The 13,386-nt window shown below is 31.9% G+C and carries 13 protein-coding genes, 1 pseudogene and 1 other annotated feature; of the genes and pseudogenes, 6 read left to right on the top strand and 8 right to left on the bottom strand.

Features of this window, described 5'->3' with window-relative positions; all coding sequences use genetic code 11:
- Window positions 1-110 precede the first annotated feature (110 nt).
- Complete coding sequence (locus ACSBO6_RS10535; RefSeq protein ID WP_498843315.1) at window positions 111-1,268, top strand: murein hydrolase activator EnvC family protein; 1,158 nt, start codon at window positions 111-113, stop codon at window positions 1,266-1,268.
- Window positions 1,269-1,406: 138 nt separating this feature from the next.
- Window positions 1,407-1,937 (top strand): hypothetical protein, encoded by a 531-nt coding sequence (locus ACSBO6_RS10530; protein ID WP_498843314.1) that lies wholly within the window; start codon window positions 1,407-1,409, stop codon window positions 1,935-1,937.
- Window positions 1,938-2,593: 656 nt separating this feature from the next.
- Here ACSBO6_RS10530 and ACSBO6_RS10525 read toward each other — a convergent pair.
- Window positions 2,594-2,932 carry a DUF3889 domain-containing protein gene (locus tag ACSBO6_RS10525; protein ID WP_098845915.1) on the bottom strand — a complete coding sequence of 113 codons (339 nt, stop codon included), beginning with the start codon at window positions 2,930-2,932 and terminating at the stop codon, window positions 2,594-2,596.
- Between the two features lie 193 nt (window positions 2,933-3,125).
- Here ACSBO6_RS10525 and sleB point away from each other — a divergent pair, with 193 nt between their 5' ends.
- Window positions 3,126-3,920 (top strand): spore cortex-lytic enzyme, encoded by a 795-nt coding sequence (gene sleB, locus ACSBO6_RS10520; protein ID WP_483295184.1) that lies wholly within the window; start codon window positions 3,126-3,128, stop codon window positions 3,918-3,920.
- Between the two features lie 15 nt (window positions 3,921-3,935).
- Entirely contained in the window at window positions 3,936-5,261 is a 1,326-nt protein-coding gene (gene ypeB, locus ACSBO6_RS10515) for a germination protein YpeB (protein ID WP_483295183.1), read from the top strand.
- A gap of 67 nt (window positions 5,262-5,328) precedes the next feature.
- Here ypeB and ACSBO6_RS10510 read toward each other — a convergent pair whose 3' ends face one another.
- The 3 genes from ACSBO6_RS10510 to ACSBO6_RS10500 form a co-directional block, all read right to left on the bottom strand.
- Entirely contained in the window at window positions 5,329-6,108 is a 780-nt protein-coding gene (locus tag ACSBO6_RS10510; protein WP_098845912.1) for an undecaprenyl-diphosphate phosphatase, read from the bottom strand.
- An 88-nt stretch (window positions 6,109-6,196) separates the two neighbouring features.
- A complete protein-coding gene (locus tag ACSBO6_RS10505) occupies window positions 6,197-7,102 on the bottom strand; it encodes a hydroxymethylglutaryl-CoA lyase-like TIM-barrel protein (protein ID WP_180232907.1) in 906 nt (301 codons plus the stop codon).
- A gap of 274 nt (window positions 7,103-7,376) precedes the next feature.
- Window positions 7,377-7,784, bottom strand: coding sequence for a cytosolic protein (locus tag ACSBO6_RS10500; protein ID WP_098845910.1), 408 nt, complete (start codon window positions 7,782-7,784; stop codon window positions 7,377-7,379).
- Between the two features lie 133 nt (window positions 7,785-7,917).
- On the opposite strand from ACSBO6_RS10500, the gene ACSBO6_RS10495 reads away from it, so the two are divergent.
- Window positions 7,918-8,169 carry an alpha/beta-type small acid-soluble spore protein gene (locus ACSBO6_RS10495; RefSeq protein ID WP_098845909.1) on the top strand — a complete coding sequence of 84 codons (252 nt, stop codon included), beginning with the start codon at window positions 7,918-7,920 and terminating at the stop codon, window positions 8,167-8,169.
- Window positions 8,170-8,289: 120 nt separating this feature from the next.
- Here the strand turns inward: ACSBO6_RS10495 and ACSBO6_RS10490 are convergent, their stop codons facing one another.
- From ACSBO6_RS10490 to ACSBO6_RS10475, 4 genes and pseudogenes are all read right to left on the bottom strand, one after another.
- Window positions 8,290-8,520 carry an excisionase family DNA-binding protein gene (locus tag ACSBO6_RS10490; protein WP_098845908.1) on the bottom strand — a complete coding sequence of 77 codons (231 nt, stop codon included), beginning with the start codon at window positions 8,518-8,520 and terminating at the stop codon, window positions 8,290-8,292.
- Between the two features lie 138 nt (window positions 8,521-8,658).
- Window positions 8,659-8,976, bottom strand: a pseudogene (locus ACSBO6_RS10485) (nuclear transport factor 2 family protein).
- 72 nt (window positions 8,977-9,048) lie between these two features.
- The gene (proS, locus tag ACSBO6_RS10480; RefSeq protein WP_098845907.1) at window positions 9,049-10,482 is read right to left on the bottom strand and encodes a proline--tRNA ligase; all 1,434 of its coding nucleotides are present in this window, start codon (window positions 10,480-10,482) and stop codon (window positions 9,049-9,051) included.
- A 146-nt stretch (window positions 10,483-10,628) separates the two neighbouring features.
- Window positions 10,629-10,840, bottom strand: a binding site (T-box leader).
- 84 nt (window positions 10,841-10,924) lie between these two features.
- The gene (locus ACSBO6_RS10475; RefSeq protein WP_180232906.1) at window positions 10,925-11,845 is read right to left on the bottom strand and encodes a DMT family transporter; all 921 of its coding nucleotides are present in this window, start codon (window positions 11,843-11,845) and stop codon (window positions 10,925-10,927) included.
- 350 nt (window positions 11,846-12,195) lie between these two features.
- On the opposite strand from ACSBO6_RS10475, the gene ACSBO6_RS10470 reads away from it, so the two are divergent.
- Complete coding sequence (locus tag ACSBO6_RS10470; protein ID WP_498843313.1) at window positions 12,196-13,272, top strand: DUF3900 domain-containing protein; 1,077 nt, start codon at window positions 12,196-12,198, stop codon at window positions 13,270-13,272.
- The last annotated feature ends 114 nt before the right edge of the window (window positions 13,273-13,386 follow it).

Genomic DNA, 13,386 nt, shown 5'->3' with positions numbered 1-13,386 from the left:
TGCAAAGAGCCTGTAAAAAACTTGTAAAAAGAGTGTAGTCTAATTTGCATATAACTGTTACATTGCTAAGTTAACATAGATAGGTATATGTCAAGCTTAAGGAGATAATAATGAAACAAATTATAAATAAATTAATATTAGTAGCTGCAGGTTTATCAATTACAATACTTCCAAATGGTGTACATGCAGAGAATACAGCAAATTCTAAGATTAAGAGTATTCAAGATAAACGAGTAAAAGTTCAAGAAGAAGCACAAAAAGCAAAAAATGAGATGGATCAATTAAATGATCAGAAAGAATTATTATTAAATTCTTTAGATATAATTAACACATCAATCGAGAATACAAAAATCAAGAAAAGCCAAAAAGTTGCAGAATTAATAAATGGTCAAAAAGAAATAGAAGAATTACAAGCTGAAATAGAAGAATATCAAAAACGTTTAAATCAACGTCAAGTAATCATCAATAATCGCTTGGTTACAATACAAAAATCGGGTGGAAATAACTCATATTTAGACGTTATTTTTGATGCAAAAGGTATTGGTGATCTAATTCAACGATTAAACGCTATTAGCAAATTTATGAATGCTGATCAAGACATCGTTAAAGAACAACAAAACGATATTGAAAAAGTTGAAGTAAAAAAGAATGAACTTCTGTTAACTCAAACTAAATTGGAAAAAGATAAAAAAGAACTTCAAAACGTAGAACGTTCACTTATTAGTCAAGAAACTCAAATGAATGCTATTTTAAGTAAGCTGAAAGATGATTTAGATGAAAAGGAACAGGATATTTTGAGTTTAGAAGAACAGGAAGATCTATTAAAAGAACAAGAAAAAGCAATAAAACTCGCTTCAATTTCAAGTGGTAATTTTACTCGACCAGCACAAGGGTATGTATCTTCAGGATTTGGTTATCGATCATTTGATCATGAAACGCATTTTGGAATAGATATTGCTAAAAGTGGAAGTACACCGATTGTCTCAGTAGCAAATGGGGTTGTCATTCGAGCTTACCATTCATCTAGTTATGGTAATGTTGTTTTTATTACACATAATATTAGTGGAAAAGTATTTACATCTGTTTATGCTCATATGCAAAATTATCAAGTTTCAGCGGGACAAACTGTTTCAAAAGGACAAAAAATTGGAATGATGGGAAATACGGGACATTCTTTTGGTAAGCATCTTCACTTTGAATTGCATAAAGGACAATGGAATGAGTCAAAATCAAACGCCGTAAATCCTGCAAAATATATTAACTTTTAAGCATCTTAATAGAACAAACTATAAAAACAGCCTAATTTAAGCTAGGCTGTTTTTGATTTGGGAAAGATTTGTAAATGGGGTTTATCTTATAATAAGAATGTAGGCCAAAATTTTTTCTAAAAACAAAGGATGAAGTAGATGGAGCAAATACGATTTGCAACTAAACATGATTTCGACAGACTGATCGAACTTGATGCTAGTGAGTATACAACTGATTGGTTAGTAACTAACGAGTTTGCGACTGCCGCATGGGAACGAAATCAGGAGATATACCGCGTGCTTGAAAGTAATGAAGAAATTCAAGGATTTATTGCTTTTTTTCCGTTAGAAAAATCAACATTCGAAGCGCTGTTAGTTCATGAGTTAGATGAAAACCAATTATGTGACTATATTATCCCATATAAAAAAGGGGAAACTGTATACATCTATTTGGCTAATATTATCGTAAACCAAAGCCACAAGTATCGAAAACGATTTGCCAAGTTGATGATTCAAGAAATTGGAAATGAAATAAATCGTATTAAAGCACTAGAATGTAATATAGGAGAAATTGGTGCTATTGCAATTACAGATGCTGGGGTACGCGTTTTAGATCAATCACAATTAATCTATACTGGAAAATATCCTGGATCGGATTTAGCGTTCGTTTATCGAGGAACAACGTTTTAACTTCGAATCAATAAATTGCATCGATTGATGAACAGCTAACGCCAAGTAGTTTGCTTGCAAAAAAGACGATCAGTTTTTCTTTAAGGAAAACGATAGCAAAATATCAAATACATATCCGAGGAATTTGGTAAAGGAACGGTATATAGAGGGGTGGTAAAAAATTGCCATCCTACTATTATTGATTTTTTCTAGTTTACATAATATATATTATAGGAAGTTGAAGTAAAATCAACGAATCTCATCTCAATTAATAAGTATTCTTGATATTTTGAGATGAAATAAAAAAAAACATCAATTTAATCAAAAAATTAATTCGCTTTAAAATCATATTTAATAAAACTAAAATTTCTTTACTATAAATTGTTTTATTTAGTAATTTAAGCATTAAATTTATATATTATAATTATTCTTTATTAAAAATTGTGTTTATAGTTCTAATAAGGATTCAATCATTTTTGTTTATATGCACTCACTGATCCTGTTTTATTTATTGCATATCAATTTCATTCAATTGGTTTAACCTCTTAATTTTTCTATAAATTCATACATCTTTTATTCAACTAATACACTCCTTTAATAACCCATGTGATCCTTCTCACAATGTTATCCGATAAAAAAACATCACCATTTAAGCGATGTTTTTTATCGTTTGTCTATTAACGATCCGTCTCTGTGTAGCTAATTCCTAAGTATCTCTCTGTTCTTGTTTCAAATTCTACATTTACAAATACCCCAAATTCCCTACTTCCATCTTTCCTTCTTAACCATAACTTGAATTTTTCGATTGAGACGGTTGGTGATTTTTGTTCTCTTCCTATGTGTAAATAATCGATTACATCCGACTGCGGGTATCTTTGGATTGTTTTTTCAACTGCGATTTTCCCCCATTTAGCATATGGAGGCTCATAAACTGGTTCTGCAGTCGCTTGGTTTAAATTGCTAAAAATACAAAATAAGAATGAGAAAATGAAAATGGCTCTGTATGTTTTTTTCATAATACCTCCTTTTTGCTTCTATCCTTACTATTCGACCGCTCAACTCGAACTATCCGTTTCTTGTTTTTGCAATTAATATCAATTTTTACGCTTTTTACTAATAAAAAGAAATTTTTTACAAATAGTAATCCTATATGTATTTGATTAAGGAGGATTTATTTTGCAAAAAAATTTCCACATTAAAACTGCATTTATTATCTTATGCATACTATGTATTTCACTGATTACTTTAAATAGTTACTTACCTAAAAAAGAAGTTAATGCTTTTAGTAGTCAAGTACTTAGTCGAGGGTCCACAGGCGAAGATGTTAGAGAGCTTCAAGAACGCCTTATCTTTATAGGATTTCTCGATGATAAAGCTGATGGGGTTTTTGGTTGGAATACATACTGGGCTCTTCGTAATTTTCAAAAGGAATTTGGTATGAAGGTTGATGGGATCGCAGGAACAAAATTAAAAGAAATGTTAACAAAAGCAACTAAGAATTATAAAGGTAAATCATCTAATAATACAGCAAATAATAATTCAAATAATAACGGTTCCAACAACAAGCCGGCTAAACCGGATACAAATAAACCTAATAATTCGAATGCAAAACCAAATAATAAACCGATTGTAAACGCACCTAACGGTTATACAGATAACGATATTAAATTAATGGCTAATGCTGTCTATGGAGAATCACGTGGTGAACCATATATTGGGCAAGTTGCAGTTGCTGCAGTTATTTTAAACCGTTTAACAAATGCATCTTTTCCGAATTCGATAGCTGGTGTTATTTATCAACCAGGTGCTTTTACGGCTGTGGCTGACGGTCAAATTAATTTAACACCTAATGAACAGGCTAAAAAAGCAGTAATTGATGCGATAAATGGCTGGGATCCAACTACAGGATGTATTTATTATTACAATCCTAAAACAGCAACAAATAAATGGATTCGTGGCCGCCCTATTATTCTTACAATTGGTGAACATATTTTTTGCAAATAATTGTAGTGAGGTGTAATTATGAAAGGTAGTTGGATTGTTGCAGGTGCTTTAGCAGCCGCTCTAATCGGAACTGGTTATTGGGGATATTCGCAACAACGTGAGCTGAAAGAAATGAACTTAAAAGCGGAAAATAGTTATCAGAGAGCTTTTAATGAATTAACATATGATATTGATTTGTTACACGATAAAATTGGTACGACTTTAGCAATGAATTCTAGAACGTCTCTCTCCCCTGCTTTAGCAGATGTATGGCGACTTTCGATTCAAGCTAAATCTGACATTGCACAACTTCCACTAAAATTTGTGCCTTTTGATAAAACACAGGCCTTTTTAACTGGAGTAGGAAACTTTAGCTACAAAACAGCAGTTCGAGATTTAGATAAACAGCCTTTAACTTCAAAGGAATTTAGTTCATTACGAAATATGTATTCAACAGCAGAAAAAATTCAAAATGGCCTACGGAATGTGCAAACAAACATCATGAATAAAAATTTAACTTGGATGGATGTTGGTCAAATGGCCGAAGAACGAAAAGCACCTCGAGACAATAGTATCGTGAATGGTTTTAAACATATTGAGCAAGTAAAAGCAACGACAGACAATGATTTTGGTCCTACGTTTACGAATGGTCAAGAAGAATCTAAAGGCTTAAAGAAACTAACTGGTAAAAAAATTAATCAAAATGAAGCTAAAAAAATTGCTCAAGACATTGTACCGCTTAAAAACGTTACGAAAATTCAAGTTACTAGAAGTAAAAGCGGTAATGATCGATTTGAACCTTTTTACTCAGTTTCAATGGCTCATAAAAACCCAACAGCTGATACGTATATGGAAATCACTGAGACTGCAGGCTTACCTATCTTCTTTATGACAAATAGACCAATCGCAAAACAGCAAATCAGTTTAGACGATGCAGTGAAAAAAGGTTTAAAATATTTAAATTCAAAAAACTATAAGAACATGGAAGTCTATGATAGTTCACAATACGATACAATTGGCGTACTTCAAATGGTTAAATCAATTGATAACGTGCGTATCTATCCTGAAGCCATTCAATTAAAGGTTGCATTAGATAACGGGGAAATCATCGGATTTAATGCTAAAAACTATATTACAGCTAACCATGTACGTAAAGTCCCTACTCCTAAGCTGACACTTGAGCAAGCAAGAGGAAAGCTTAATAAAAATGTTAAAGTTGAAGAAGAACGATTAGCTGTCATCTTAAATGATTTTAATAAAGAAGTTCTCACTTATGAATTTTTAGGCACATATAATCACGATACATATGATGTCTATATTAATGCAATGACTGGTGATGAAGAAAAAGTTAAAAAACTTTAAAGAAAGTCAAAAAGCGCAGGTTTATTACTACCTGTGCTTTTTTGTGTGTTAATATTCTCGATTCACATTAAAATATCTTCAAATACTGAAGAAGTACAATACTAACCCCTAAAAAAATGACATAATAACCAAAAATATTCAGCGATTGTTTTTTTAATAAATTGATCATCCAACTAATGGCTAAATAACCGAATAGACTTGCGGCTAATGTTCCAAGAAATAGCGGGAAAAAAGCAATTTGCTCCGCGTTTCCACCAAGAAGATCTTTTCCTTGGAATACGATTCCACCTAAAATTGCCGGAGTAGATAATAAGAATGAAAAATAAGCAGCGCTTTTTCGTTCCATTCCTTTAAATAAGGCTGCAGCGATCGTTAATCCTGAACGAGAGACCGCTGGAAATATAGCAAGTGCTTGAAATGAGCCGATAAATAATGCATCAACCCATGTCAAGTCCTCCATCGTCTTTTTGCCTTTTCTCCTTTTATCTGCAATAAATAAAATAATACCAGTAAAAATAAACTCCCACCCGATCGTTTTACCTGAAACAGATATTTCATCAAAAAAATCTTTAAATAATAAACCTACAACTACAGCGGGTAATGTTCCTACAAATAATAATAAAGTTAATTTTGAAAAAGGTTTTTTTATTAAACTTTTCCATTCTTTACTGTAAAAAACAAACACCGCTAATAAAGTACCGATATGCATTAACGTATCTAGTAATAGACCTGCCTCATCTAACCCGAATAAATGTCTACCAATATATAAGTGACCGGTACTACTGATTGGGAGAAATTCAGTTAACCCTTGAATGATGCCTAATATAATTGCTTCAATGTTAGACATAATCAATTCTCCTTTCATTCAAATTAGTAAATTATATGCAACAAAAATTCAATTCTTGTCCTAATTATTAAATCAAAATAAAAAAGCATCATAATAGATGCTTTTTGGATGATAATATTGTAAATAACTTACTAGTAGGTTCTTCATTTAATTCGTTTGAAATATAGTTTGTAGCTTCTACTAGTTTTTCTTCATCAATATTAGTTGGAATATCAAGTCGATGTAAAAATGATATTAAATCTTCCGTTTCAATCATGCTATGTTTTTCATTAGATGGGAAACAACCTCCGAACCCTCCGTTTGCTGATTCAAACCGACAAATCCCATATGAAAGTGATGTATAAATGTTAGAAATGCCATTTCCAAAAGTATTATAAAATTGCATCGAACAATTCTCTTTAGGTATTTTGATTAATAAATCTTCTAAAAACAACTTAACTTGAAGTGGCATTACATTGCCTAATGTATCAACAAATGAGATCTCATCCACTCCATCATCTAATAATTGCGATGCCAAGTCGATTGCTTTTTGATGATTTACATTTTCATCGTGACAACCAAATACTGTTGTAATATATGCACGGGTTCTCTTTTCATAATCCTTCGTTACGCTTATCATTTCCTTTATATCTTTCAATGATTGAGTAATGGAGCAATTTTTAACTTTCGCATTATATGACTCACTTGTTGAGATAAAAAAGTTAATTTCATCGGCATCAACGACAAATGCTCTCATTAAACTTCTCTTATTCGCAACTAATACGCCATATGTTAAGTGATGATCTCTTTTTAGCTTCAATACTAACTCGGTCGCTTCATTAAACTGTTGTCTATTTGGATAATTCATTAAAGTAGATACTTCGATGTGAGTTAATCCACTTTCTATTAAGTAGTTAATCCATTGTAATTTTTGGTCAATAGATAATCGTGATCCATATTGAAAAATAATACGAGGTCCAATTTCTTTTATGAATACTGACTGTGGCAAGTTCAATATGATCGACTCCTATTCTACTTTTTTTTAAAAACAAGCTCATCTGATAATATCCTTGTATTAATTCTACTCTATCAAAAGTTAATTATGATTGATCGAGTAGAATCTCAAAATAAAAAAACTCTCGATAAAAATATCAAGAGTTTTTTTGAAATGATTTGTCTTAAATTAAGAACGAAAGAAATTAGTGAGATTCCCATTTTTTTGCATAAATATCCAATTATAAATATATAAACTCGGTATTTATTGGAAGAATATACATTTAATTGGTAATTTATACTTCTAAATCTTCGCCTTCTTCAATTACATGGAATAATAAATGAACTAAATGATGAATTGAACTAGAAGCATCCAGCTCAACTTCCTCTTCTTCAGAAGTTTCATCAACGAATTCTAGATCATTTAAATATAAAGCCATGAATTCATAAAAATCCTTCATCGCAAATGAATAGCAAGCAACTGGTTCTTCATCTTCTTCATTATACTGAAGAACTAAATGAGATACATTTCCGTCATTATCCTCTGAATCTAAAAATACAAAAAAGCCTATATTCGTATCGATTTCAAATAAATGTCTAGTACCACCTTCAGTAGACTTATGGTATTCCTCATCATTCAATTTTTGGACTAACATATTATCTACATTATCTTCTTTGTGAAAAGTTACATTAAAAGATTTCATCATCAATTCTCCTTTTAGATCGATTAATCAACGCATGTCTACATTATGTAACATTCCCTATTTTATAGCAATTATTTCCATCATTAAAAAAATCAGTAAAAGGGAAACGTAAAACTAAAAGGAGTGGGTTCGATTGAGTAGAAAAAATAAAATCTTAGTTCCTGAATCTAGAAAAGCTCTTGATGCTTTAAAAGCGAAAGTAATGCATACATCTAATCCTGAAGATGCTAAGTTCGAAGCTGCCGAGGAAGTTGGCGTTCCTTTGAAAAAAGGATATAATGGCAATTTAACGTCTCATGAAAATGGTAAAGTTGGTGGCCGTATTGGTGGAAATATGGTGAAAGAATTAGTTAGAATGGCGCAGGAGAATTTGAATAAACGGTAATGGTATCAGAATAAATTTCTCACATTATTGTCTTAAGTTATTCGTGTTAGTAAACTAATTAAAAAAATCAGATTGTAAGAAGTAACTTTCTTTAGCAACCTCTTACAATCTGATTTTATGTTAATCTTCATCTTTTACATCTGGGTCTTCAGGAATTGGTTCGTTATAATAATCAGCAATCATTTTTTTTACTTTTTCCATTTGTTCTAAATGATTATTAAATTGTTCTTTATAAATTAAATATTGTTCCCCATCATGGACCGCTCTTATTTTTCGTTCTTGAATCAATTGGTTAATATAGGATTCTTCAAGATCTAAGTATTCCGCTGTTTCTTTAATTGTTAAATACATTCTGTTCTCCTTAGTAACTATTCTTACATTATCTTACCATAAGTTTGTGAATGATTTGATATTGAAAATTACATGATTTATAAAACAAAAGAACACAAATCGAGGGATTCGTGCCCTTTTGATCATTTTGCTTATTACCTAAGATGTTGGTGTGCCCTGGTGAAAATATATTTTCCATTGACCATCTTTAAACTGCCATATTGAACTACGCAAGGATTGTTGTTTTTTACTTCATGAACGATTCGATAGGTCACTAATTTAATTTCGTCTGATAATGGATGTATTTCAAAATCACTTAATGTCACTTTCACAATTCCGATGCCATTTTCTAATTGATCATCCTTATATAAAACCTTGACTGAACTCCCTAATTCAAAAAATTCATCTGCTAGTAATTTTTTTTTGTTCAGTTTGTGAGGTGCGAATTTCTGGTTTACGTAATTTTTCTTCTAACATATAAAGATGCTAAAAAATTTGAACCTGCCATCATTCGTTCACCTTCTTCGTTTTATTTAGACTGATTTTAAATTAGTAAGCTTTACCCCAATAAACCATTACATCCGTTTTCTTTCCACAGCATACACATGTATCAGCAATTTGTTCTTGTTCAAATGGAATGCATCTTGATGTTAAACCGGCTTCTTCTTTAATTTGTTCTTCACAAGCTAGATCTTGACACCACATTGCCTTAATAAAACCTTGTTTTTCTTCACTGATTTGTTTTAACTCGTCCATCGATGTCGCTTTAAATGTTTTTTCTGTTCGATTGTTTAATGCTTTTTCGTAAAGTGATTGTTGGATTTCTTCAAGTAATTTTGTAATATTTTCTTCTAAAGCATCTAAAGAAACGATTGTTTTTTCTCTTGTGTCACGTCTTACTAAAACCGCTTGATTCTTTTCGATATCTTTTGGCCCAATTTCCACACGAACTGGAATTCCTTTCATTTCATATTCGTTAAACTTCCAGCCTGGCATTTTATCAGACGTATCAATTTTTACTCGAGCAATTTTTGAAATACGAGTTTTTAATTCAGTTGCCTTTTCAATCACGCCTTCTTTATGTTGAGCAATTGGAATAACCATTACTTGGGTTGGTGCAACTTTTGGAGGTAAGACTAATCCGCTATTATCACCGTGAACCATTATTAATGCACCGATTACCCTTGTTGTCATACCCCAAGAAGTTTGGTGTACATATTGTCTTTTCGAGTTTCTATCTGTGTATTGAATATCAAATGCTTTCGCAAATCCATCTCCAAAGTTATGAGAAGTACCACTTTGTAATGCTTTCCCATCGTGCATTAAGCTTTCAATTGTATAAGTAGCTTTCGCACCTGCGAATTTTTCTTTTTCTGTTTTTTGACCTTTAATAACAGGTATTGCTAAGAAATCTTCTAAGAAATTAGCATAAACATTTAGCATTTGAATTGTTTCTTTTTGTGCTTCTTCAGCGGTTGCATGTGCTGTGTGTCCTTCTTGCCATAAGAATTCAGTCGTTCTTAAAAACGGTCTAGTTGTTTTTTCCCAACGAACAACTGAGCACCATTGATTATATAATTTTGGTAGGTCATTATAGCTTTCAACTGTTTTTGAAAAATGTTCACAAAATAGTGTTTCGGATGTAGGACGAACTGCTAATGGTTCAGCTAATTCATCATGACCACCATGTGTTACCCAAGCAACTTCTGGTGCAAATCCTTCAACATGATCCGCTTCTTTTTGTAATAAAGATTTAGGGATAAATAATGGCATATATACATTTTCATGATCTGTTTGCTTAAATTGAAAATCTAATTCTTTCTGGATATTTTCCCATAATGCATAACCATAAGGTCTTAAAATCATACAACCTTTAACACTTGAGTAATCGACTAATTCTGCTTTTTTTACGATATCTGTGTACCATTGTGCAAAATCAACATCCATATCTGTAATTGCTTCAACAAATTTTTTTGTCGTCATTTTCTCTACTCCTATTCATTTTTTAGAAAATAAAAAACGCACGAGAATAATCAACAAAGGGACCATTCTCGGCGTTACCACCCTAATTACTATATAGAAAATACGAAATAAGCAAAAATGATAAACAAAAAACGCCATGAATAATCAAAAGGGACCATTCATGGCGTTACCACCCTACTTATTATGTAAAAACTCTACATAATCTCTTAACATCTTTAACGGGAAAACCGCTGTAGCCTACTATTATTTCGGTACAGAGACTCCAAGGCTGGTTCAGTTTATTCACTTTAGGAATTTGCACCACCCATTCCCTCTCTTAAAAGCTAATAAACTTACTATTCCTTTTCTAAGTCATCTATTAATTTAAAGTTATAATACGTGAACAAATTCTAACTGTCAATAAGTAGTATACCCATTTTTTAAAAATTTCTTACATTTCTTACTATATAGCCTCATTTTTTAATTCTTTTGTTCGTTTCTTTGGTAAAGGTATTTCAGATAACAGCATACCACCAACAATAAAAGTCCCACCGATTATTGTTTGGATCGATAATGTTTCATTTGCAAAAATGACTGCGGTAAATGCAGCAAAAACAGGTTCAAAAATAAAAATTAATGCTGCTTTCGTTGAAGAAATATGTTGTTGCGCAAACATTTGAACCCAAAACGCAATACTCGTACAGAATACCGCAGTTACGATCACCGCAAAAATGAATGTCGGGTTGACCCAGAGTTCTTTTGAAAATGAAACGGATGTATCTTCAAAAATGAAAGAGAAAACCGAACTACTAATGCCAACTGTTGCTAGTTGAATCGTTGTAAAGGTGAGTGGATCCATTTGTTTCGTAAACTTTCCGGATAAAATAATATGGAATGCAAATGCAAACGCTCCAAAAAGTGTAAGGACATCTCCAATATTGACAGAAAATGAGTCCCCTAACGTTAAGAAACTTAGTCCAAGTAATGCAATTAAACAGGCGATTACTGTAGACCAGCTTGACCGTTCTTTATAGACTAAATATAAAAGAACAGGTACTAATACAACACAAAGACCAGTTATAAAACCTGATTTTGATGTAGCTGTATACTTTAATCCAAATGTTTGAAGTAAATACCCTAAAAACAACATGAATCCAATACCACTAGTAATAACGATTTGTTTTACCGTTAATTTAGTTTTTTGTTTTCTTTTCACTAAAAATGGCAAAAGGACTAAAGTTGCGAGGATAAATCGAAATGCGTTAAAAGCAAACGGTTCAACGTATGCAATCGCATTTTGGACTACTACAAATGTTGTGCCCCAAAGTAATGTTACGATAATTAATGAGATGGTAGCTATTCTATCTATTCTCAGGTCTTTCATCCCCCTCCACATAATTGGCCCCTATAAAACGCATGTAAGAAAACTCGTTGATTGACAAGTTTAATTGGCGACTATGTTGTAATCACTTCATTATTGCCAACTTACTCCCAATTAACGTAAAAAAAGATGTGAATTTACCACATCCAAGCACTTTAATTTTATTGGTTCCACAATTAATTATATCTTCATTTTATCATAGTGTGTAATGAATTTGTCTTATAACTGTAAAATTTCTCTATCTTATGATAGTTTTTATGGAAATTTTGTCCAAAATCTATTGAGTTCATGATTGACTTTAGCGATTCCTCATCCATATACTTAAATACAGTAACATAGAGAAAGGTGATTGGATGGATTTTGAAATTACATATTTATCGTTTTATGTTGTTACTGTGGAAGGTAAAGGTGAACAATCAGATAAACGGTATAAACATTTTCAAACATTAGATGAATCAATGTTTGAAGAAAGCGCATTAAAAGGGTTTTTAGAAGGTGAACTTGAAAGAATTGTAAATCGAAAAGTTGAAAAACATCCAAAATCTGATTCTGTACCTACGAAATTAGGTCACTTTATCGTCGAAGAAGGCCACTCGTTAGACTCAAATCCAAATTATAACTTATTCCAGCGAATAAGAAATGCTAAATCAATTGAAGATTTTAAAGCGGAAAATGAAACGTTAGTCATTAATTACATTGATACAAGTGCAGTTCGCGGAGGAGCATTTCTAGTTATTCAAGCGAAACTAAGAAAATATTTTGATGATCCATTCTTATTTGTCCTAAAGTGTGATTTTGAACCAAAAGTTGCTTCCATTTCAGATGAATCTACTCTCATAAAAACGGTTGAAATGGCGATTACAACGAAAAATATGAAATCGATTCAATACCCTTATATGGAAGAATTAGGGATGATCTCAGAGAGTGAATTAAAAATCCATCAAGCTTCTCATGCAAGATATTTTGAAGATTTCTTAAAATTTGTTTCCTATTCTGAATCAATGCCGGAAATTGTAAAATCTCAAGTCATGGAAATGGTTTATGACAAGATTGAAGATGTTTTTGAAGAAGAAAGTGTTGAAAGACAACAATTCGATGCAGCAATGGAAGTTTGGGCAGCTAGTCCTAAGCGTGAGATTCAAGAACATTTTACCCCTACTGAAGTAATCGAAGCAGCCGCACAAATCGTGGAACATACACCAGAAATTGAATTATCATTTAAAGCGGACCACTTTTCTGTAAAAGGATTACTAGCAGATTTTGGCGATAATCTCCATATTGCGAAAGTAAACGGTCGATATGTCGTTATTTTAGAAGCGGATACATTGCAATTTGAGAAAGGATTTTCTCCAATAGAGTTTTTGAAACCAGATGAGTTGGATGATGTCATTGAGCGAATTGGTCAGAAAGGTAATATGCCAGGATATTAAACAATCGAAAAACTCAAAATTTAAAAAAAATATAAGACAGTTTGCTATTTCTAGCTTACTGTCTTTTTGTCTTTTCAATTTGAAAAATTTTAGATAAAATCTCTCTTCGTTTTT

The sequence above is a fragment of the Bacillus sp. AL-1R genome, from assembly GCF_052180195.1.
Lineage (GTDB): Bacteria > Bacillota > Bacilli > Bacillales > Bacillaceae_G > Gottfriedia.
Note: the sequence above shows the minus strand (reverse complement) of the source record. Positions and strands in the feature narration are given on the sequence as shown.